The sequence below is a fragment of the Yersinia rohdei ATCC 43380 genome, assembly GCF_000173775.1.
Taxonomy (GTDB): Bacteria; Pseudomonadota; Gammaproteobacteria; order Enterobacterales; family Enterobacteriaceae; genus Yersinia; species Yersinia rohdei.
On the sequence record NZ_ACCD01000008.1, the window covers coordinates 1 to 21,388 of the forward strand.

Below are 21,388 nucleotides of genomic sequence, written 5' to 3' on the forward strand. Positions count from 1 at the left end.
GGCAACAGGATATGGCAAATAGTACAGCCCGTTTTCAGGCGGCTGGCCCATGTTGGTTCGAGGCGAAATGCCCCGAAAGAGCCTCTGTTGGTTTAAAATAATGAGTGGCGTAAGCCGTCAGAGTACCGATCGGCCAATCAGCCCCGGCTGACTCGGCGTTGATAATGTCGGTTTATCATCACACTCAAATTGCACAATTAGCACTGAAAAATGTGTCAATCTATAGAAAAGTTAGTCATTAGAAGACGAAGTTTGAAGCCAACTAGCAATGAATCCTGCAATTTGTTCTGGCTGATTAATGTCTAATTGCTTTATTGCACTATTTATTGGTTTATCGCTTGCTAAAGCAATAACATATTCATCAATCAAGCCAGCGAAAGGTTTGCCCACAGCCTCTCTATAGAGCGCTATCTTATTGATTGGCTCATGTTTAAAACCCTCAACCAAGATTAAATCGATAGTGGAGGCATCTAACCTGCTAGCAAGATACTGGAGATCCAAAGGCTTTTGTTCTGGAGTCTCGGTCATTAGTGCCCAACGACAATCACTGGCAACCAGGGTTTGATATGCGCCAGCTTTGCGTAATTCATAACTGTCTTTGCCAGGTGTATCAATTTCCATATTGTGATGCGTATGTTTGATTAAACCTACCCGGATTTGGCGCTGTTGTAGCAATGGAATCAGGCTTTTTAGTAATGTTGTTTTTCCTGTGCCACTGTATGCAGCTATGCCTAATAATGGTGGTACTTTTTGGTTCATAACTCCCCCTTTTCAGTCTGTTCCCATAAATCGCAATCTGCTGGGGTATTGAGGTTGCTGAATTTGTCACTTTGCCCACTGAATACCACTGACTTCGCGTGGATACTTTCCATAAATATCATAAGTTTGCGATCGCCATTTTTCAGGTATTCAGCAAGTAGCGGTTTCAAACTAACATGCATTAGAGCTAATGTTGGATGCGCTCGCTCACCATCGTGAACATAAGCCGCCAACCCTTGTTGCTTACCTTGCCAAAGTTGAGAAACTAAATTGGCTGGTAGCATTGGAACATCGCAAGGAGCAAATACAACCCATTCTGTAGCTGAATAGCTTAATCCTGCATGCATACCCGCCAGCGGGCCTACAAAGCCGCTAATGATATCGTTAATGACAGCAATGCCACTTTCTTGATAGATATCCTGATTACGATTAGCATTAATAAGGATATCGCTAACCTGGGGTTTTAATTTATCAATTACATATTGAAACAACGGTTTATCATGAAGAAGAATAAGTCCTTTATCGTTTCCCCCCATTCGGGAAGAACGGCCTCCTGCAAGAATAACGCCTGTTATATTGGGCTGCATTTTTATCACTCTGTTGTATTCAACTAGCGGATCGATTGTATCTTTAAATAGGGGAATGGGTCAGGATTTACTTTTATTGACAATAGGCTCTCTTTCCCTGTGTGATTATCCCTGTTACTTTGTCTGCATATTTTCGAATAGGATACATTTGCTATGAAATGCCATCGTGTTAATGAACTGATTGAGCTGTTACACCCGGCCTGGCAGCAAGAGCCGGATTTAAATCTGGTGCAGTTTTTACAAAAGTTGTCTGCTGAAGCCGGCTTTGAAGGTGATTTTTCAGAGCTAACCGACGATATTCTTATTTATCATCTAAAAATGCGCGGTTCAGCATCGACAGAAGTGATTCCTGGTTTGAAAAAAGATTATGAAGAAGACTTCAAAACAGCCATATTGCGTGCCCGTGGCATCATTAAAGATTAGTCATATTCCTGTCTGCGTATGATAAGGGCTTTGATGATACTATTTCTTATTCTCAGCGCGCCGCTGTCACTTATATAGACTGAGTGTTGTTATGAACAGCTCTGCTTTTAATTTTCAGACGTTGTCTCCTGACCTGATTATGGATGTCCTTGAAGGCGTCGGGTTACGAGTGGATTCAGGGTTAACCGCGTTAAATAGTTATGAGAACCGCGTTTATCAGTTTATGGATGAAGATCGTAAGCGGTACGTGGTGAAGTTTTATCGCCCTGAGCGCTGGAGCAGCGAGCAAATCATTGAGGAACATCAGTTTTCTATTGATTTGGCAGAGTCGGAAATCCCGGTTATTGCCCCATTGGCGTTTAACGGACATACCTTACATACTCAAGGTGGTTTTTTCTTTACTATTTTTCCGAGTGTTGGCGGGCGTCAGTATGAGATAGATAACCTCGACCAATTAGAATGGGTTGGCCGTTTTCTGGGGCGAATCCATCAGGTCGGTCGTGATAGCCTTTTTGTTGCCCGTCCAACCATAGGGATTGAGGAATACCTGACCGAACCGCGTCAGTTACTGGCAAGCAGTGAATTAGTGCCAGCAAAACAGCGGGATAAGTTTCTGGCTGCCACTGACCTGCTCATAAGTGCGATAAAGCAGTATTGGCATACCGATTGGCAACCATTACGGTTACATGGTGATTGTCACCCAGGTAATATTCTGTGGCGTGATGGGCCGATGTTTGTTGATTTGGATGATGCCAGAAACGGCCCTGCGGTTCAGGATCTTTGGATGTTGTTACATGGGGATCGCCGTGAGCAATTAATCCAGTTAGATATCTTGCTTGAGGCCTATGGTGAGTTTGCTGATTTTGATCAGCGGGAACTGGCACTGATTGAACCTTTACGCGCGATGCGGATGGTTTATTACCTTGCATGGGTCGCCAGACGTTGGCAAGACCCGGCATTTCCGAAAAGTTTTCCGTGGATGGCGGAGTCTGATTTTTGGTTACAGCAGACTGCATCATTTACAGAGCAGGTTAAGCTGTTGCAGGCACCCCCTTTGCAGCTGATGCCAATGTACTAAAGCTAATATAATGGAGATTGTTATAGTATGAAAAATGTATGGTTAGCACTTGTTGGCATGGTGATGGCATTCAGTGCATCGGCTGCACAATTTACCGATGGTACCCAATATCAGACGTTAAACAAACCAGTAACTGGCGAGCCTCAGGTATTAGAGTTTTTCTCTTTCTATTGCCCGCACTGCTACCAGTTTGAAGAAATTTATCATGTTCCTCAGGCAGTAAAAAAAGCGCTGCCAGAAGGGGTCAAAATGACCCGTTACCATGTTGAATTCCTTGGCCCATTGGGCAAGCAATTGACTCAAGCATGGGCTGTGGCTATGGCGTTAGGGGTTGAGGAAAAAGTTACTCCACTGCTGTTTGAAGGTGTACAGAAAACACAAACAGTACAAACTCCTGATGATATCCGTAATGTATTTATCAAAGCCGGAATAAGTGGCGAAGATTATGATGCGGCATTAAATAGCTTTGTGGTTAAGTCATTGGTTGTGCAGCAACAAAAAGCAGCTGAAGATTTGCAATTACGTGGTGTGCCAGCCATGTTTGTTAATGGCAAATATATGATTAAAAACGACGGCATGGATACCAGTTCAATGGATAGCTATGTTAAAGAGTATGCGGACGTAGTTAAGTTCCTGCTAACTCAAAAGTAATAGTATAAAAGAGGGGCAGGATGTAGTTCGCCCCTCTTTTACTTATTCAATATCAGCATGGCTCCAACTCTATTTCTCTTCTTGCTATAAAATCATCATATTATCTAAGTCGTAGTCATATAGCTGAATACTTGATTTTTATTTATCACTCTGTTGTTTGTGATTTATTTATCTATTTCAGTGATGGGTAAGGGCACGATATTCATGATACAAAAAGAGGAGGTCAGGGGAGAATAAGTAATAAGAATTTGGGGGGTAAAAAATTTAGCATAAGTTAAGTTTACTGACCTTATGTCAGCAGCTGAATAAGTAATATCCACAATTTAGATAAATAAATCATGACAGAAAAATAGAAAATAAATAATTGTAACATGCTGATTAATATAACTTAAAATATTAACCATCTGTGAGACAGGCAACGAATATAAAAAACACACATTTTTACGCACAAACTTATCCACAGGTTAGATCTTGCGGATCCTAGACAAAAATGCTCTCTTTCGCACAAGAATTGACGCTAAGATTCGTCTCTTGCTGCCAGCTATGGCATTCTTAGTGTTAGACCTTGCTAAATAAAGATGAAGAAACTCTATGGCCCAGATTGCAGAAAACCCATTGATCCTCGTTGACGGTTCCTCTTACCTCTATCGTGCTTACCATGCCTTTCCGCCGCTAACCAATGGCAGCGGCGAACCAACCGGCGCGATGTATGGCGTGTTGAACATGTTGCGCAGTCTGTTGCTGCAATATCGTCCAAGCCATGTGGCCGTAGTTTTCGATGCTAAAGGCAAAACTTTTCGTGATGAAATTTTTGCCGAATATAAATCTCATCGTCCGCCAATGCCTGATGATTTACGTGCTCAAATTGAGCCACTTCACCAAATGGTTAAGGCGATGGGGCTGCCTTTATTAGCGGTTTCCGGGGTTGAGGCCGATGATGTTATTGGAACTCTGGCGCAAGAAGCTGAAAAAGCAGGTCATGCGGTATTAATCAGTACCGGCGATAAAGATATGGCGCAATTAGTTACGCCAAATATTACTCTTATTAATACAATGAATAACGCTATTTTAGGGCCACAGGAAGTTTGTGAAAAATATGGCGTTCCTCCTGAGTTAATTATCGATTTTCTGGCCTTAATGGGGGATTCCTCAGACAATATTCCGGGCGTACCGGGTGTGGGTGAGAAAACGGCTCAGGCTTTATTACAAGGATTGGGTGGGTTAGATGCGCTGTTCAATAATTTGGATAAAATAGCCACGCTGACATTCCGTGGTGCCAAAACTATGTCCGCCAAGTTAGAGCAGAATAAAGATGTTGCCTATCTCTCCTATAAATTAGCCACCATTAAAACTGATGTTGAATTGGATGTAACCTGTGATGAACTGACCGTCTCACCACCAGATGATGAGCAGCTGCATCAATTATTCAGCCGTTATGAATTTAAGCGCTGGCTTGCGGATGTTGAAGCCGGCAAATGGCTGGAAGGTAAAAAAGAGCGGCCAACAGCACAGGCTAATAACAAATATATTGTGGCGACAGAACCAGCCGCTGCGGCTGAAGTCACGGCTGTGCTATCACAAGACAATTATCAAACTATCCTCGATGAGCAGACTCTGGCTGATTGGATTGAGCGCCTTAAAAAAGCAGAAGTTTTTGCTTTTGATACTGAAACTGACGGGCTTGATACCCTCAGCAGTAATTTAATTGGCCTTTCCTTTGCTGTTGCGCCGGGTGAGGCAGCGTATTTACCCTTAGCTCATGATTATCTGGATGCGCCGGCACAACTTGATCGCCAATGGGTTCTCGATACACTGAAACCGCTGTTGGAAGACGAAAAAGCCCTTAAAGTGGGGCAGAACCTCAAGTTTGACCAAAGTATGTTAGCGCGTTATGGCATTGACCTGCGTGGTATTGCTTTCGATACCATGCTGGAATCTTATGTTTTAGACAGTGTCGCGGGCCGACATGACATGGACAGCTTGGCAGAGCGCTATCTCAACCATAAAACGATTACGTTTGAAGAGATAGCCGGTAAGGGTAAGAATCAACTGACCTTTAACCAAATTGCATTAGAGCAAGCCGGGCCTTATGCAGCAGAAGATGCTGATGTCACCTTGCAATTGCATTTGGTCTTGTGGCCGAAATTACAGCAGAGTGAAGGCCTGAAGCGGGTATTCCAGGACATTGAAATGCCACTGTTGCCGATTTTGTCTCGAATCGAGCGCACCGGTGTATTGATTGACCAAAACATCTTAGCGGCGCACTCGAAAGAGCTGGCTATTCGTCTTGATGAGCTGGAAAAACAAGCCCATGAATTAGCCGGAGAGCCGTTCAATCTTGCCTCGCCTAAGCAGTTACAGGTGATTTTGTATGAAAAGCAACAATTACCTATTCTGAAGAAAACTCCAGGTGGCGCGGCGTCTACCAATGAAGAAGTGCTGGCCGAGTTAGCGCTGGATTATCCTCTGCCGAAGGTCATTATTGAATATCGTGGTTTGGCGAAACTGAAAAGTACTTACACCGATAAGTTACCGCTGATGATTAATCCGGTTTCTGGCCGGGTACATACGTCTTATCATCAAGCCGTCACCGCGACTGGGCGCTTATCCTCTCGTGATCCTAACCTACAAAATATTCCAGTGAGAAATGAAGAAGGGCGGCGTATTCGTCAGGCTTTTATTGCGCCCAAAGGTTACCGCATCATGGCCGCCGACTACTCACAAATTGAGCTGCGCATCATGGCGCATCTATCGCAGGATAAAGGATTGCTGGCTGCATTTGCAGCTGGAAAAGATATTCACCGCGCGACAGCTGCTGAAGTTTTCGGTTTGCCACTGGAAGGGGTGACTACCGAACAACGCCGCAGCGCCAAGGCCATTAACTTTGGTTTGATTTATGGTATGAGTGCGTTTGGTTTGGCGCGCCAATTGAATATTCCCCGTGGGGAAGCGCAGCGCTATATGGATCTTTACTTTGAGCGCTATCCTGGTGTGTTGGAATATATGGAGCGCACGCGTAAGCAAGCGGCGGATCAAGGTTATGTCACCACGCTGGATGGGCGTCGTCTCTATCTACCGGATATCAATTCACGTAATGCCAATCGCCGTAAAGCTGCGGAACGTGAGGCTATCAATGCGCCAATGCAAGGGACTGCGGCCGATATTATTAAGCGCGCAATGATTGCTGTAGATGCTTGGTTACAGCAAGAATCAGCACCTTTGGTGCGGGTCATCATGCAGGTGCACGATGAATTGGTGTTTGAGGTGCATGAAACTGTGTTGGAAAGTGCTGAGCAGAAGATTCGTGAGTTGATGGAGCAAAGCATGCAACTGGCAGTGCCATTGAAGGTGGATGTCGGTGTTGGCGATAATTGGGAACAAGCCCACTAGTTGTGTGGGTAAGTGGTGGGAATTAAAGCATTTTATGTAATTAAGCTACATTTAGTGGCGATAATGCAGGAATGATGTGCGCTGAATCGTGACAATTTGTGTAACTATACAACAAAAAATTCTTTTGCCCCGCGAAAAAATGATGTAGAGTTACGCTCGTAGGGTACAGAGGTAAGATGTTCTATCTTTCAAACCTTTTACTTCACGTAATCGGATTTGGCTATATATTAGCCGCCCCAGTCATTTATTGACTGGGGCGTTTTTTATTGGGCTTTTGCTGGCAGGAAGGGCTTGATGTACCGAGATACAGCCCTTGCGGGCTGTTTTTAGTGGTTACTTATTCGCCTTCATCGTCATAATCATCAATCATGACTTCAGGTGGGATTTCGCTAAACCAGGTATCCAGTTTTTCCCGCAACTTATCGACACCAATCTTTTTCAATGATGAGAAAGCTTCTACCTGAATATCACCCATAAATGGAATGATAGCTTCCCGCACCATATTCAATTGAGCTTTGCGCGCGCCAGAAGCCAATTTATCGGCTTTAGTCAGTAATAAAAGCACTGGGGTGCCGACGGCAACAGCCCAAGTAATCATCTGCTGATCTAAATCTTTCAGTGGGTGGCGGATGTCCATCAACACAACTAATCCTTTCAGACAGTTACGTTTCTGCAAATATTCGCCCAGGGCGCGCTGCCACTTAAGTTTCATCTCTTCAGGGACTTCGGCATAACCATATCCTGGTAAGTCGACCAAGCGCACACCTTCAACCACTTCGAATAAGTTGATCAACTGAGTACGGCCCGGCGTTTTACTGGTTCTGGCCAGACCTTTCTGGTTGGTTAATGTATTAAGGGCACTCGATTTACCTGCATTTGAGCGGCCAGCAAATGCGACCTCAATACCTTCATCACGTGGCAGATGGCGAATATCCGGAGCACTGATGACGAAATGAGTCATGTGATAGTTATAGTTTCTGATAGTCAAAATTTGTCGTCTCCGTGAGAACTTACTTATATGGAGCGATTATAACTGCATCAGGGCGAAAAAAGGGGGTTTATCTTTTATCCTCTTTGGCAGGGATGGGTTTGTTGGCCGTTGTTGAGAGAATTAATGCAATCGCCCCGGCTGACACGAAACTGAAAATGTCGGTTGGTTATCAACCATCATTAATGGCTTATTATTTATGAACTGTTAAGAAAACCTTGATTAAAAATACGCTACTATTAGTAACGGTCAGTTTTCTTTATTTATTTTTCTAATAAAAACAAATAACTGATGGTGTTTTAACAGTGCGGGATGTGCTGGCAAGGAGCTTAATCACTCAGGAGGAGTGGAATATGCTTAAGGAATGTAATGGATATACTGTGAGCCAGGGATGAATAAGGACGAAGGTATAAAAGGATGTTGATGGAGTGCCGGGTGAGTCGCCTTTAGGATTGAAGGGATGGCAAGGATAGCGTGTTGCAGGAGGGAGAAACCAGGATGTTATGTAAGTGCAAGGATGCGCTGTAAGGATATCCTTCCGCAGAAGGTGCGAAAAAAGGCGACAGGTTAATCTGCCGCCTTTTTTCTTTCTCTGCTTTCTGCTAGATTCCGGCCCAATCCTATGCCCAATAGATTTCAAATTACAGTAAGGCGCAGTGAATGAATCCTTATTAGCTTACCTAAGTAAGTGATTTGGGTGATTGCACCTGGCTAACACTTCTGCAACTTGAAAGATGACGGGTATATACTCAATCCGATCCCATACTCATTTAAGAGCACAGGTTATGAAGCAACCAAATAAAGCACCACGCGCCAATACGGCAGGGCCGAAAGGCACCGCAACACCAAAGCGCCATAAAAAGACCCGTGTAGAGCTTGATATTGAAGCACGCGAGCGTAAACGTCAGAAGAGACACAGCGGCAATCGCTCAGGGGCGAGAACCAATGTAGAAGGCAGCAATAAAACCGGCCAGAGCCAAACCCAAGAGAAAGACCCACGTATTGGCAGTAAAGTGCCTGTGCCTCTGGTGGTGGAGAGCAAGGTAAAAGCTAAGCCAACCACTAAGCCGGTGGTAAAAGTCGAAGCCAAGCCACGTCTGACGCCGGAAGAAGAGCTGACTAAGCTGGAAAACGATGAGCGTCTGGATACATTACTGGATCGTTTAGATAACGACGAAGTATTGAGCAAAGAAGACCAAGCTTATGTTGATTTAACCTTAGACCGCATCGATGCCTTGATGGAGCAGTTGGGTATTGAATTGGGCGACGATGAAGACGACGCGGAAAAAGAAGAAAAGCAGGAAGATATTCTGCAATTACTGAAACGTACTGATTCAAAAGACACGTTTTAAACCATGAAGTGGGTGATCCCAATAATAGCCCTACTGTTAACATGTTATCTATTGTGGTTATTGGGTAAACTATGGCGGCTGTCGCAACGTAGGTCACGATTGCGCAGCGCTACTGCGGCCAGACAACGAAAACATCTGCCCCCTAACCGGCCCGGTAAGCGAAAATATCGGAAGGAATGAACATGTCTGAGCACGCTATAGTTTGGGATCTGTCCCTCATTCAAAAATATAATTATTCAGGGCCGCGCTATACCTCATACCCTACAGCCCTTGAATTTAGTGAAGATTATAATGAATCTGCTTTTCAGCAGGCGGTAAAACGTTACCCACAGCGCCCTTTGTCGCTGTATGTGCATATCCCGTTTTGCCATAAGCTTTGCTATTTCTGCGGCTGTAATAAGCTAGTGACGCGCCAGCAACATAAAGCTGATGAATATCTGGCGGTGTTGGAAAAAGAGATCCGTCAGCGCGCGGCCTTGTTTGCTGGGCGTCAGGTCAGTCAGATGCATTGGGGCGGCGGTACGCCAACCTATCTGAATAAAACGCAAATTACTCATCTGATGAATCTATTGCGTGAGAATTTCGATTTTCTGCCCGGTGCGGAGCAGTCAATTGAAGTTGACCCGCGGGAAATTGAACTGGATGTTATTGATCATCTGCGTGCGGAAGGCTTTAACCGCCTAAGCATGGGGGTGCAGGATTTCAATAAAGAAGTGCAGCGGCTGGTTAACCGTGAGCAAGATGAAGATTTTATCTTTGCACTCATTGCCCGTGCCAAGGCTCTTGGTTTTAATTCCACCAATATTGATTTGATTTATGGTTTGCCGAAACAGACCCCAGAAAGCTTTGCTTTCACCCTCAAGCGGGTTGCTGAACTCAACCCAGATCGCCTGAGTGTCTTCAATTACGCTCATTTACCCACTCTGTTTGCGGCACAGCGTAAAATTAAAGACGCTGATTTACCCAGTGCTGAACAGCGGCTGGATATTTTGCAGCACACCATCAGTTTCTTAACTGAATCCGGCTACCAGTTTATTGGTATGGATCATTTTGCCCGACCAGATGATGAGCTCGCGATTGCGCAGCGCGCAGGCAAATTACATCGTAATTTCCAAGGTTACACCACCCAAGGTGAGAGCGATTTACTCGGTTTGGGGGTTTCTGCCATCAGCATGTTAGGTGACAGCTATGCGCAGAACGAAAAAGATTTGAAGACGTATTATGCCGTGGTTGAACAACGTGGCAATGCACTGTGGCGTGGGCTGACCATGACCGAAGATGATTGTTTGCGTCGCGACGTGATTAAAACACTGATTTGTAATTTCCAAATCAGTTACCAGCCGATTGAACAGCATTATGGTATTCGTTTTGCAGATTACTTTGCCGAGGATTTTGAGCTGCTGGCGCCTTTTGAGCAAGATGGGCTGGTGGAGCGGGATGACCAAAGTATTCGTGTGACGCCACGCGGGCGTTTACTCATTCGTAATATCTGTATGTGTTTCGATATTTATTTACGTAAACAGGCGCGTCGGCAGCAATTTTCTCGTGTGATTTAATAAAAAACCCGGCTGGAATGAAAACCGTGGCCGGGTTTTTTGCTGTTTGCCGAGCAGGCGCTTATTCCATTCCTAACTCTTTCAACTTACGCGTTAGTGTATTACGGCCCCAGCCCAACAGACGTGCAGCTTCCTGTTTATGGCCTTGAGTGTGGCGTAATGCGGTGGTTAACAGCGTGCGTTCCATTTCGGGTTGTGCTTCTGACAACAAGTCCTGATGGCCAGAACGTAGGGCGCGATCAGCCCACTGCGCCAGCAATGTTGCCCAGCTATCAGGTGCCCGCTGGCCGGATGCATCCGGAATATTGGTTTCAAACAGCTCAGAAGGTAAATCCTGAATCAGCACTTCCTGCCCGGCGGCCATGACGGTCAGCCAGCGACAGGTGTTTTCCAGTTGGCGCACATTACCTTGCCAAGGCAGGCGAGTTAGCGCGACTTCCGTTTCAGGATGCAAATTCTTGGCTTCCACCCCCAACTCTTTAGCCGCCACTTGCAAGAAGTAGCGAGCTAAACGCGGAATATCTTCACGACGTTCGCGCAGCGGCGGTAAATGCACTCGAATCACATTCAGACGATGGAATAAATCCTCACGGAATTTGCCTTCCTGCACGCGCATTTCAAGATTCTGGTGGGTGGCGGCAATAATGCGCACGTCCACTTTTACCGGGGCATATCCGCCAACGCGATAAAACTGCCCATCAGCCAACACGCGTAGCAGACGGGTTTGCACATCCAGCGGCATATCACCGATTTCATCTAAAAACAGAGTGCCGCCATCCGCTTGTTCAAAGCGGCCCTGACGCACTTGATTGGCACCTGTAAAAGCCCCTTTTTCGTGGCCAAACAGCTCAGACTCAATTAAGTCTTTGGGAATGGCCGCCATATTCAGTGCGATAAAAGGCGCTTTGGCGCGAGGACTATGGCGATGCAGCGCATGGGCCACCAATTCCTTACCGGTGCCCGATTCCCCATTAATAAGCACACTGATTGAGGATCGCGACAATCGGCCAATAATGCGGAAAACATCCTGCATGGCTGGCGCTTCGCCGATGATATCTGCGACTGGGTCACTGGCCGGTTGGGTTCGAGCCGGTTGCTGTTGCTCCTGATAATGGCTGATAGCCCGCTCAACTAGCGCGACGGCTTCGTCAATATCAAAAGGTTTCGGCAGATAATCAAACGCCCCTTGCTGATAGGCGCTAACTGCCGCGTCTAAATCAGAATGCGCGGTCATTATGATGACCGGGAGCATGGGGTGGCGCTGTTTAATCTGTTTCAGCAGTGTTAATCCATCCATGCCAGGCATACGGATATCGGATAACAACACATCTGGAGTTTGCGTTGCCAATGCATCCAATACCTGATTGCCGCTGTCGAATGTGACACAGTTTAGGCCCGCTCCAGTCAGTGCGCGCTCAAGCACCCAGCGGATGGAGCTATCGTCATCGACGATCCAGACTATCCCTCGTTGCATAGAAACCTCACTGGCGAATAGGCAGGTAAACCGAGAATTCGGTATGTCCCGGCCAACTGTTAAATTCAATTTTACCCGAATGCTGGTCGATAAGGTTACGGGCAATAGATAAGCCCAGCCCAGTCCCCCCTTCGCGACCACTTACCATCGGGTAGAACACGGTATCTTGCAATTGCGTCGGCACGCCGGGGCCATCGTCTTCAATATCAATTCGAGCCGCCAGACGGTAGCGCATGCCATGCAGTGTTATCTGAAATGCTGTACGGGTACGCAGCGTAATGGTGCCGCCAGCTTCACCCAAAGCTTGTAATGCATTGCGGGTGATATTAAGCATCACTTGTTCAATTTGGTCAGGATCATGCGCCAGCTCGGGTAGGCTGGGATCATAGTCACGGATTAACGTCACATTATCCGGTTTTTCTAGCGAAACTAACTGGCAAACGCGTTCAGCAACCTGATGAATGCTTTGTGTAACATGTTGGCCGGGCCGCTGTGGGCCTAAAAGACGGTCAACCAAATTACGCAGACGGTCAGCTTGTTCGATAATTACTTTGGTATATTCCAGCAATGCTGGATCAGGCAGCGCTTTTGACAACAATTGTGCCGCGCCACGTAAACCGCCTAATGGGTTCTTAATTTCGTGTGCTAATCCCCGCACTAAATCACGGGCTGCAACTTGCTGTGCATGCTGTAATTGCTCTTGGCTTAACCGACGTTGATTATCCATCGGTGCCATTTCCAGCAAGATAAAACCGTCCGGCAATGATTGTGCGGTCAGCGATAAAATATGCGCCCGACCATCGACCACTAATGTAACTTCGTTATCGGTAAAACCTTGTCCAGACGCCAGGCTTTCTCTCATCAGAACAATATTTAGAGAAAAATAGCCTAATAAATCGGGCAGCGGTGTACCAAAAAGTTTACGAGAGCTTTGCGCCAGAAGTTGCTGAGCAGCGGGATTGGCGTAATGAATAGCCAGAGTGTCATCTAATAGCAAAATGCTATTAATGAGAGAGTTGAGGATCTGCCCAGCATCGGGCAGCGTGCCTGTTGCCATCATGCAGACTCCTGCACACTGTTGGTGCATTAATACCCTATCTAATTGAAATTACAGTGTATTGGTATCCTACCTGCAAATCCAGTGATGTTGGGTATATCCTAATGTGTTCAGCCGCAGCGAAATCAGAAGGAATTGTGGCAAAAATGAAAAGTGGAGAAAAAAGCCCATCGTGAGATGGGCCAAAAGTTTCCACGGCAACAAAAAAACGGCTAATTAAAATTAAACGCTGTAATACAGTTCAAACTCGACTGGGTGCGGAGTCATACGCACGCGGTCCATTTCTTCTTTACGCAGGTCGATGTAAGCATCGATAGCATCGTCAGTGAACACGCCACCACGGGTCAGGAACTCGCGGTCTTCGCTCAGAGCAACCAATGCTTCGTCCAGAGAACCTGCAACTTTTGGAATCTCTGCTTCTTCTTCCGGTGGCAAGTCATACAGGTTTTTGTCCATCGCATCACCTGGGTGAATCTTGTTGATAACGCCATCAAGGCCGGCCATCAGCAATGCTGCGAAGCACAGGTATGGGTTAGCCGCTGGATCCGGGAAGCGCGCTTCAATACGACGGGCTTTCGGGCTGGCAACTACTGGAATACGGATAGAAGCTGAACGGTTACGAGCAGAGTATGCCAGCATGACCGGTGCTTCGTAGCCTGGGACTAAACGCTTGTAGGAGTTAGTCGTTGGGTTTGCCAAGGCGTTAATCGCTTTTGCATGCTTGATGATGCCGCCAATGTAGAACAGCGCCATTTCAGACAGGCCAGCGTATTTGTCACCTGCGAACAGGTTAGTCCCGTTTTTGGACAAGGACATATGGCAGTGCATGCCAGAACCGTTATCACCAAACATAGGTTTTGGCATAAAGGTTGCGGTCTTACCGAAGGCGTGTGCCACGTTATGCACGACATATTTGTAAATCTGAATTTCGTCAGCTTTCTTGGTCATAGTATTGAAGCGGGTAGCCACTTCGTTCTGGCCTGCTGTTGCAACTTCATGGTGATGCGCTTCAACTACCAGGCCCATTTCTTCCATGGTCAAACACATGGTAGAACGCAGATCCTGTGAAGAGTCGACAGGAGGAACCGGGAAGTAACCGCCTTTTACTGCAGGGCGGTGGCCTTTGTTGCCGCCATCGTATTTGGTGCTGGAGTTCCAGGCGCCTTCGATATCATCGATAGAGACATGGGAGCCGCGGATGCTGCTACCAAAACGTACGTCGTCAAACAGGAAGAATTCTGGCTCAGGCCCGAACAGCACGGTATCTGCAATGCCAGAAGATCTCAGGAAGTCTTCAGCACGTTTAGAGATAGAACGTGGGTCGCGGTCATAACCTTGCATGGTGCCTGGCTCGAGGATGTCACAACGGATAATCAGTGTTGAGTCTTCGAAGAACGGATCCATAACAGCAGTGCTGGCGTCTGGCATCAGTACCATGTCGGATTCGTTAATGCCTTTCCAGCCACCAATCGAGGAGCCATCAAACATTTTGCCTTCTTCGAAGAAGTCAGCGTTGACCTGATGAGCAGGAATCGTGATGTGCTGTTCTTTTCCTTTAGTATCGGTGAAACGCAAATCAACGAATTTCACTTCGTGCTCATTCAGCATCGTCAAAACATGTTCAGCGGACATACTTATATCTCCCGGATTTGTCATAGTCGTCGTCGTGGAACGATTACCGTATATTACTGAGGTTTATGGTGTTCTGGCATTGTTGCCGGTAAAAATTTCTTATTTCAACAACCTGTGGCGTTAAAAACCTTTTTACCTGCAATAGTGCTCTACTCAAAACAGCAAACTTGTGACTTTTTATTTCGTACTGTTATTCGTGCTGGCGATTCATGCTAAAATACATTGCGAAATCTATGCCAACTTTCCAAACCCCCCATTTATGCCATATCATAGGGGTCTGCTGATATTCAGTATGCACCAGGATAGTTATATTGCACTATTTTGGTGCTTCATTTGCGCCGTTGAGCACTGTATTGGTGCAAAAAGGGGCCGAAAGGCTATTTTTGCACCGTGAATGGGATCACAAACTAGCCGCCGTTAGGTTGTTTATAAGAGAATTTTGTGATCTTGTTTAGTCCCTCGCTTATTACGTGTACAATAGCGCGCTATTTCTAAATGCCTGAGGCAAAAAAGCTGTGATCGAGAATCTGCGTAACATCGCCATTATTGCGCACGTTGACCATGGGAAAACTACCCTGGTTGATAAGTTGCTACAACAATCTGGTACTTTCGGTGAACGTACTGAAGCAACTGAACGTGTAATGGACTCCAACGATTTGGAGAAAGAGCGTGGGATAACCATCCTCGCGAAAAATACCGCCATTAATTGGAAAGACTACCGCATCAACATCGTGGATACCCCAGGACACGCCGATTTCGGCGGTGAGGTTGAGCGTGTAATGTCTATGGTTGACTCTGTGCTGCTGGTCGTCGACGCAATGGATGGCCCGATGCCGCAGACCCGTTTCGTGACCAAAAAAGCGTTTGCTCATGGTCTGAAACCAATCGTGGTTATCAACAAAGTTGACCGTCCTGGCGCACGCCCTGACTGGGTTGTTGATCAGGTATTCGACCTGTTCGTAAACCTGGATGCAACTGACGAACAACTGGACTTCCCTATCATTTATGCATCTGCATTGATGGGTATTGCCGGTGAAGACCACAATGATATGGCGGCAGACATGACCCCGCTGTATCAAGCAATTATTGACCATGTGCCTGCGCCAGACGTAGACAGCACTGGCCCGCTGCAGATGCAAATCTCCCAGCTGGATTACAACAACTATGTAGGTGTTATCGGTATCGGTCGCATCAAACGTGGTGTTGTTAAACCTAACCAGCAAGTGACTATCATCGACAGCGAAGGTAAGACCCGCAACGGTAAAGTCGGTAAAGTACTGGGCCATATGGGTCTGGAACGTATCGAAACTACACTGGCTGAAGCTGGCGACATCGTGGCTATCACTGGTCTGGGCGAGTTGAACATCTCTGACACTATCTGTGACGTAAATGCTGTTGAAGCATTGCCAGCACTGTCAGTTGATGAACCAACCGTTACCATGTATTTCTGCGTTAACACCTCTCCGTTCTGTGGTAAAGAAGGTAAGTATGTGACTTCACGTCAGATTCTTGACCGTCTGAACAAAGAACTGATTCATAACGTAGCACTGCGTGTTGAAGAAACTGAAGATGCTGATGCATTCCGCGTATCAGGCCGTGGTGAACTTCACCTGTCGGTTCTGATCGAAAACATGCGTCGCGAAGGTTTCGAACTGGCTGTATCTCGTCCTAAAGTTATCAACCGTATTATCGACGGTCGCAATCAAGAACCATTTGAAAGCGTAACTTTGGATATCGAAGAACAGCACCAGGGCGCAGTAATGCAAGCCATGGGTGAGCGTAAAGGCGACGTGAAGGACATGGTTCCAGACGGCAAAGGTCGTATTCGCCTGGATTATATGATCCCAAGCCGTGGTCTGATTGGCTTCCGTACAGAATTCATGACTATGACTTCTGGTACAGGCCTGCTGTACTCCACATTCAGTCACTATGATGATGTGCGTCCAGGTGAGATCGGCCAACGTCAAAATGGCGTATTGATCTCCAATGGTCAGGGTAAAGCTGTAGCGTTCGCCTTGTTCAAACTGCAAGACCGCGGCAAGTTGTTCATCGGTCATGGTACTGAAGTGTATGAAGGCCAGATTATCGGTATTCACTCACGTTCTAACGACCTGACTGTAAACTGCTTGACTGGTAAGCAATTGACCAACATGCGTGCATCAGGTACTGACGAAGCAACCACCCTGGTTCCTTTCCTGAAGAAAACTCTGGAACAGGCTCTGGAATTCATCGATGATGATGAATTGGTTGAAGTTACCCCGCAATCGATCCGTATCCGTAAACGTCATTTGACGGAAAACGATCGTAAGCGTGCAGGTCGTGGTCCTAAAGAAGGTTAATTCTTCTTTGTTCTGCTGATACTTAGGGCGCTCAAGGCGCCCTGAGTTCTTTATCCCCCCCAATCCTCTGCGTCCTTGAAGCTGCAACTGTGTTAGCTGCGCTCACTCACCCAAATCACTTACATGTGTAAGCTCATTGGGACTCATTCACTGGCTGCCTTGCTGCAACTCCAATGCCTTTGAGGATGATTTTTGCCAGATTGAAGCGGTTAAATTTCCCTCGGTAAAATTATTTTTTCTGACCAACCCCTCCTTTTGCTTCCTCTCGCTGTTCAGTTTTCTTTTTTCCCGTTACAGTAAAACTCACCATCTAATTGGGAGAGCGCTATGCTGTATATCTTTGATCTAGGGAATGTGATTGTTGATATCGACTTCAAACGAGTATTGGGTGTTTGGAGTAAATTAAGCAGTGTGCCTTTGGCAACATTGAGTGAGCGCTTTAGCATGGGAGAGGTCTTCCAGCAACATGAGCGCGGTGAAATCAGCGATGAAGACTTTGCGCATCAACTCAGTGATGAGATGGGGTTATCTTTGAGTTTTGAACAGTTTGCCGAAGGTTGGCAGGCGGTATTTGTTGCATTGCGCCCGGAAGTTATCACCATAATGAAACGGTTACGTGAGGAAGGCCATCGAGTCGTGGTACTCTCCAATACTAACCGGCTGCATTGTAATCACTGGCCACAACATTACCCAGAAGTTGCCGCTGCGGCTGACCATATGTATTTGTCCCAAGATTTGGGAATGCGCAAGCCGGAAGCCAGAATTTATCAACATGTACTGAGTGCGGAAAACATTCCGGCAGAACAGGCCGTGTTCTTTGATGACGTTGAAGCCAATATTGTTGCGGCCCGAATTGAGGGCATTACCGCCATTCATGTCACAGACCGAAAGGTTATTCCTGCTTATTTTTCCTGATTCTTTCTTGCTCAAATCATTAATGGGTTAGCCTTAGCGTTGCTAACCCTAATCACGCTGGCTTCGTGTTGACTGAGAGGCGAACATGGCGAGTTTTTTACGTTTTCATTTATCTCCACGGTTTAGGCCCTGTCTCACTTTTGGGCGCATGTTATATACCCGAATTGATAAAGACGGGTTAACAATGCTGGCTGGGCATTTAGCATATGTATCGTTGCTTTCTCTGGTGCCCTTGATAACTGTGATTTTTGCTCTGTTCGCGGCATTTCCAACCTTTTCTGATATCAGCATCAAATTAAAAGCCTTCATATTTGCCAATTTTATGCCAGCGACTGGCGATATTATCCAAAACTATCTCGAGCAGTTTGTCGAGAATTCCAATCGGATGACTGTGGTGGGCACCTGTGGTTTGATTGTCACCGCACTATTGCTGATTTACTCTGTGGACTCAGTTCTTAATATTATTTGGCGCAGTAAAACCCAGCGCTCACTGGTATTTTCATTTGCAGTCTATTGGATGGTGCTGACATTGGGGCCCATTCTGGTGGGAGCCAGCATGGTTATCAGCTCCTATCTGCTCTCATTACAGTGGCTGGCAAACGCCCAAGTAGACAGCATGATTGATGAATTATTACGGCTATTTCCATTGCTGATATCTTGGGTCTCGTTTTGGTTATTGTACATGGTGGTGCCCACGGCAAGAGTGCCGGCCAAAGATGCAGTTATCGGCGCACTGGTCGCCGCATTGTTTTTTGAGCTAGGTAAGAAAGGGTTCACGATGTATATCACCCTGTTTCCTTCTTATCAGTTGATCTACGGGGTGCTGGCTGTTATCCCCATTTTATTCCTTTGGGTCTACTGGAGTTGGTGCATTGTTTTGCTGGGGGCTGAGATTACGGTCACCTTGGGCGAATATCGTGCACAGCGCCATACACCCAGCGCTAAGGAAAGCCAGAGTCAGGAGATGTAAGGCATTATGATTGCGTTGATTCAACGGGCGCTGAGCGCCAATGTGGTAGTTGATGGGAATGTTGTTGGCGAGATTGGCCCTGGGTTGTTGATATTACTCGGTGTTGAACAAGAGGATACCGAGCAAAAAGCCCAACGTTTATGTGACAAAGTTCTGGGATACCGGATTTTTGGCGATGAAAACGACAAAATGAATCTCAATGTGCAACAGGTTGGGGGCAGTGTGCTGGTGGTTTCACAATTTACACTGGTTGCTGATACCCAAAAAGGCATGAGACCGAGTTTTTCCCGTGGGGCGGTACCCGCAGAAGCGGATCGGCTTTATCAGTATTTTGTTGCCCTGTGTCGTGAGCGTGGTGTAAAAACTGAAACGGGACTTTTTGCAGCAGAGATGAAAGTCAGTCTGGTAAACGATGGCCCGGTGACATTTTGGTTGCAGGTCTAGCTGAAGAATATTGCCTCAAATTGAGGGCTATGCCATAGATTTTATTGATGATTTTAAAGAGAGAATTCCCCTATGTATCACTTGCGTGTGCCCATAACAGAACAAGAACTCAAAGATTATTATCAGTTTCGTTGGGAAATGTTACGCAAGCCGTTGCACCAACCGGCGGGTTCAGAGAAAGATGCCTACGACGCGATGGCCCACCATCAAATGGTTGTAGATGAACAGGGTAAACCTGTTGCTATTGGTCGGCTGTATATTAATGCCGATAATGAGGCTGCTATTCGTTTTCTGGCGGTCGACCCCTCAGTTCGTGCAAAAGGGCTAGGGACGCTGGTGGCGATGACGCTCGAGTCGGTAGCACGCCAGGAAGGAGTGAAGCGGGTAGTATGTAGCGCGCGTGAAGATGCCGTCGATTTCTTCGCCAAGCTAGGTTTTGTCAGTCAGGGGGAGATAACAGCCCCGCAGACCACACCAGTGCGCCACTTCTTAATGATCAAACCGGTTGTGACGCTGGACGACATTCTGCACCGCCCTGACTGGTGCGGGCAACTGCAACAAGCTTGGTACGATCATATCCCGCTCAGTGAAAAAATGGGAGTGCGCATCAGCCAATATACGGGCCAACGTTTTGTCACAACCATGCCGGAAGCGGGTAATCAGAACCCACATCATACATTATTTGCAGGCAGCCTTTTTTCATTGGCGACTCTGACGGGGTGGGGGTTGATTTGGTTGTTACTACGTGAGCGCCAGCTTGGCGGTACCATTATTCTTGCTGATGCCCATATTCGCTACAGTGCGCCAGTGACCGGGCGACCAAGAGCGGTTGCTGAGCTGAGCTCTCTTAGTGGTGATCTGGATAGATTGGCGCGTGGCCGCCGTGCCAGAGTACAACTTGACGTGAATTTATTTGGTGATGAAGATGTTGGTGCCGTATTTTCTGGGACTTACATGGTCTTGCCTGTCGACGCAGGGAATGATGGCGTTAACTAATACATTATATTGACCCGTTTATCGATAACAGATAAGCGGGTATTTAGCCTATATCTGTCACTGGATTATTAAATTAATTTATGCCAGAACATTTTATTTAATATCAGAGCAATATTTTTCTATTAGATTAAATAAAAATACGAAATTTTTACGAAATAGTATTGTGCTATTTCTTATAAAATACAATATACAAGTATTATTACTTATCTAAATAATAGCCATCACAGCCTATGGTCACCCCCTCCGCCAGAGCAGAACTAAAAAACCTTATTTCTCAAACATTATTTTAATAACAATGCTACAGCTTTATCATCAATAGATTATTTTCAAATGTATATATTTAAAACGCCAATGCGAAAGTATCAGAATAAATAGAGTAAGTAATACACTAGACGATAGATATTGATAGTTATTTAATAACGTAACGCTCAACATCAATTGTAGCAGTATGCTAATTATTAAACCTAATGCATATTATATTTCTTTACTATTACAACATATAGGAGTAAATAAAATGAATAAAGATTGGCATAGACAAGAGATTTTGGCTGCGATTCGAAAGAAGAAAGGCTCTCTCTCTGCTTTATCAAGAGATAATGGACTATCCTCTGGCACATTATCTAATGCACTAACACGCCCATGGCCAAAAGGTGAAATGATTATAGCGGAAGCTATTGGTATATCTCCTCAAGAGATATGGCCCAGTAGATTCCTAGATTATAGCGGGTGTGCCATTACTAGAAAAATAAGGAAATTTTAAGTTAAGGAGATAAATAT

The 21,388-nt window shown here is 46.0% G+C and carries 18 protein-coding genes and 1 pseudogene; 13 read left to right on the top strand and 6 right to left on the bottom strand.

What is annotated here, in order from left to right; all coding sequences use genetic code 11:
• Nucleotides 1-231: 231 nt before the first annotated feature.
• Entirely contained in the window at nucleotides 232-759 is a 528-nt protein-coding gene (gene mobB, locus YROHD0001_RS10515; protein ID WP_032816672.1) for a molybdopterin-guanine dinucleotide biosynthesis protein MobB, read from the bottom strand.
• Complete coding sequence (gene mobA / locus YROHD0001_RS10510; protein ID WP_032816674.1) at nucleotides 756-1,346, bottom strand: molybdenum cofactor guanylyltransferase MobA; 591 nt, start codon at nucleotides 1,344-1,346, stop codon at nucleotides 756-758. The genes mobB and mobA overlap by 4 nt, the downstream gene beginning before the upstream one ends.
• A 153-nt stretch (nucleotides 1,347-1,499) precedes the next feature.
• Between mobA and YROHD0001_RS10505 the strand changes: the two genes are divergently transcribed.
• From YROHD0001_RS10505 to spfP, 5 genes and pseudogenes are all read left to right on the top strand, one after another.
• Nucleotides 1,500-1,769 carry a YihD family protein gene (locus tag YROHD0001_RS10505; RefSeq protein ID WP_004714342.1) on the top strand — a complete coding sequence of 90 codons (270 nt, stop codon included), beginning with the start codon at nucleotides 1,500-1,502 and terminating at the stop codon, nucleotides 1,767-1,769.
• Nucleotides 1,770-1,860: 91 nt separating this feature from the next.
• Complete coding sequence (locus tag YROHD0001_RS10500; protein WP_004714343.1) at nucleotides 1,861-2,847, top strand: serine/threonine protein kinase; 987 nt, start codon at nucleotides 1,861-1,863, stop codon at nucleotides 2,845-2,847.
• Between the two features lie 27 nt (nucleotides 2,848-2,874).
• Nucleotides 2,875-3,498, top strand: a complete 624-nt coding sequence (dsbA, locus tag YROHD0001_RS10495) for a thiol:disulfide interchange protein DsbA (protein WP_032816676.1) — start codon at nucleotides 2,875-2,877, stop codon at nucleotides 3,496-3,498.
• 591 nt (nucleotides 3,499-4,089) lie between these two features.
• Nucleotides 4,090-6,888, top strand: a complete 2,799-nt coding sequence (gene polA, locus YROHD0001_RS10490; protein WP_004714346.1) for a DNA polymerase I — start codon at nucleotides 4,090-4,092, stop codon at nucleotides 6,886-6,888.
• A 176-nt stretch (nucleotides 6,889-7,064) separates the two neighbouring features.
• A pseudogene (gene spfP, locus YROHD0001_RS21035) lies at nucleotides 7,065-7,109 on the top strand (small protein SpfP); the annotation flags it as partial.
• Between the two features lie 116 nt (nucleotides 7,110-7,225).
• Here spfP and yihA read toward each other — a convergent pair.
• Nucleotides 7,226-7,876, bottom strand: coding sequence for a ribosome biogenesis GTP-binding protein YihA/YsxC (yihA, locus tag YROHD0001_RS10485; protein ID WP_032816678.1), 651 nt, complete (start codon nucleotides 7,874-7,876; stop codon nucleotides 7,226-7,228).
• A 785-nt stretch (nucleotides 7,877-8,661) separates the two neighbouring features.
• On the opposite strand from yihA, the gene yihI reads away from it, so the two are divergent.
• Together yihI and hemN are read left to right on the top strand one after the other, a co-directional pair.
• The gene (gene yihI, locus YROHD0001_RS10480) at nucleotides 8,662-9,228 is read left to right on the top strand and encodes a Der GTPase-activating protein YihI (protein WP_004714349.1); all 567 of its coding nucleotides are present in this window, start codon (nucleotides 8,662-8,664) and stop codon (nucleotides 9,226-9,228) included.
• A 182-nt stretch (nucleotides 9,229-9,410) separates the two neighbouring features.
• A complete protein-coding gene (gene hemN / locus YROHD0001_RS10475; RefSeq protein ID WP_032816680.1) occupies nucleotides 9,411-10,784 on the top strand; it encodes an oxygen-independent coproporphyrinogen III oxidase in 1,374 nt (457 codons plus the stop codon).
• Between the two features lie 61 nt (nucleotides 10,785-10,845).
• Here the strand turns inward: hemN and glnG are convergent, their stop codons facing one another.
• The 3 genes from glnG to glnA form a co-directional block, all read right to left on the bottom strand.
• Nucleotides 10,846-12,258 carry a nitrogen regulation protein NR(I) gene (gene glnG, locus YROHD0001_RS10470; protein ID WP_004714351.1) on the bottom strand — a complete coding sequence of 471 codons (1,413 nt, stop codon included), beginning with the start codon at nucleotides 12,256-12,258 and terminating at the stop codon, nucleotides 10,846-10,848.
• Nucleotides 12,259-12,265: 7 nt separating this feature from the next.
• Nucleotides 12,266-13,315 carry a nitrogen regulation protein NR(II) gene (glnL, locus tag YROHD0001_RS10465; RefSeq protein WP_032816730.1) on the bottom strand — a complete coding sequence of 350 codons (1,050 nt, stop codon included), beginning with the start codon at nucleotides 13,313-13,315 and terminating at the stop codon, nucleotides 12,266-12,268.
• A 222-nt stretch (nucleotides 13,316-13,537) separates the two neighbouring features.
• Nucleotides 13,538-14,947, bottom strand: a complete 1,410-nt coding sequence (glnA, locus tag YROHD0001_RS10460) for a glutamate--ammonia ligase (protein ID WP_004714353.1) — start codon at nucleotides 14,945-14,947, stop codon at nucleotides 13,538-13,540.
• Between the two features lie 515 nt (nucleotides 14,948-15,462).
• On the opposite strand from glnA, the gene typA reads away from it, so the two are divergent.
• The 6 genes from typA (at nucleotide 15,463) to YROHD0001_RS0117740 (ending at nucleotide 21,371) form a co-directional block, all read left to right on the top strand.
• On the top strand, nucleotides 15,463-17,286 hold the full coding sequence (gene typA / locus YROHD0001_RS10455) for a ribosome-dependent GTPase TypA (RefSeq protein ID WP_004714354.1): 1,824 nt from the start codon (nucleotides 15,463-15,465) through the stop codon (nucleotides 17,284-17,286).
• A 327-nt stretch (nucleotides 17,287-17,613) separates the two neighbouring features.
• Nucleotides 17,614-18,201 carry a glucose-1-phosphatase gene (gene yihX / locus YROHD0001_RS10450; RefSeq protein ID WP_004714355.1) on the top strand — a complete coding sequence of 196 codons (588 nt, stop codon included), beginning with the start codon at nucleotides 17,614-17,616 and terminating at the stop codon, nucleotides 18,199-18,201.
• A gap of 85 nt (nucleotides 18,202-18,286) precedes the next feature.
• On the top strand, nucleotides 18,287-19,171 hold the full coding sequence (locus YROHD0001_RS10445; RefSeq protein ID WP_032816681.1) for a virulence factor BrkB family protein: 885 nt from the start codon (nucleotides 18,287-18,289) through the stop codon (nucleotides 19,169-19,171).
• Between the two features lie 6 nt (nucleotides 19,172-19,177).
• Entirely contained in the window at nucleotides 19,178-19,615 is a 438-nt protein-coding gene (gene dtd / locus YROHD0001_RS10440; RefSeq protein ID WP_004714357.1) for a D-aminoacyl-tRNA deacylase, read from the top strand.
• Between the two features lie 72 nt (nucleotides 19,616-19,687).
• On the top strand, nucleotides 19,688-20,611 hold the full coding sequence (gene fabY / locus YROHD0001_RS10435; RefSeq protein ID WP_004714358.1) for a fatty acid biosynthesis protein FabY: 924 nt from the start codon (nucleotides 19,688-19,690) through the stop codon (nucleotides 20,609-20,611).
• 514 nt (nucleotides 20,612-21,125) lie between these two features.
• Nucleotides 21,126-21,371: a helix-turn-helix domain-containing protein gene (locus tag YROHD0001_RS0117740; RefSeq protein ID WP_032816682.1), complete on the top strand. Its 246-nt coding sequence runs from the start codon at nucleotides 21,126-21,128 to the stop codon at nucleotides 21,369-21,371.
• The last annotated feature ends 17 nt before the right edge of the window (nucleotides 21,372-21,388 follow it).

Excerpts from the sequence above, each read along its gene's own strand:
- glnL (WP_032816730.1), bottom strand. The coding sequence starts at position 13,315 with ATGGCAACAGGCACGCTGCCCGATGCTGGGCAGATCCTCAACTCTCTC.
- hemN (WP_032816680.1), top strand. The coding sequence starts at position 9,411 with ATGTCTGAGCACGCTATAGTTTGGGATCTGTCCCTCATTCAAAAATAT.
- YROHD0001_RS0117740 (WP_032816682.1), top strand. The coding sequence starts at position 21,126 with ATGAATAAAGATTGGCATAGACAAGAGATTTTGGCTGCGATTCGAAAG.
- dsbA (WP_032816676.1), top strand. The coding sequence starts at position 2,875 with ATGAAAAATGTATGGTTAGCACTTGTTGGCATGGTGATGGCATTCAGT.
- YROHD0001_RS10505 (WP_004714342.1), top strand. The coding sequence starts at position 1,500 with ATGAAATGCCATCGTGTTAATGAACTGATTGAGCTGTTACACCCGGCC.
- dtd (WP_004714357.1), top strand. The coding sequence starts at position 19,178 with ATGATTGCGTTGATTCAACGGGCGCTGAGCGCCAATGTGGTAGTTGAT.
- mobA (WP_032816674.1), bottom strand. The coding sequence starts at position 1,346 with ATGCAGCCCAATATAACAGGCGTTATTCTTGCAGGAGGCCGTTCTTCC.
- yihX (WP_004714355.1), top strand. The coding sequence starts at position 17,614 with ATGCTGTATATCTTTGATCTAGGGAATGTGATTGTTGATATCGACTTC.
- yihI (WP_004714349.1), top strand. The coding sequence starts at position 8,662 with ATGAAGCAACCAAATAAAGCACCACGCGCCAATACGGCAGGGCCGAAA.
- glnG (WP_004714351.1), bottom strand. The coding sequence starts at position 12,258 with ATGCAACGAGGGATAGTCTGGATCGTCGATGACGATAGCTCCATCCGC.
- polA (WP_004714346.1), top strand. The coding sequence starts at position 4,090 with ATGGCCCAGATTGCAGAAAACCCATTGATCCTCGTTGACGGTTCCTCT.
- mobB (WP_032816672.1), bottom strand. The coding sequence starts at position 759 with ATGAACCAAAAAGTACCACCATTATTAGGCATAGCTGCATACAGTGGC.
- fabY (WP_004714358.1), top strand. The coding sequence starts at position 19,688 with ATGTATCACTTGCGTGTGCCCATAACAGAACAAGAACTCAAAGATTAT.
- YROHD0001_RS10445 (WP_032816681.1), top strand. The coding sequence starts at position 18,287 with ATGGCGAGTTTTTTACGTTTTCATTTATCTCCACGGTTTAGGCCCTGT.
- glnA (WP_004714353.1), bottom strand. The coding sequence starts at position 14,947 with ATGTCCGCTGAACATGTTTTGACGATGCTGAATGAGCACGAAGTGAAA.
- YROHD0001_RS10500 (WP_004714343.1), top strand. The coding sequence starts at position 1,861 with ATGAACAGCTCTGCTTTTAATTTTCAGACGTTGTCTCCTGACCTGATT.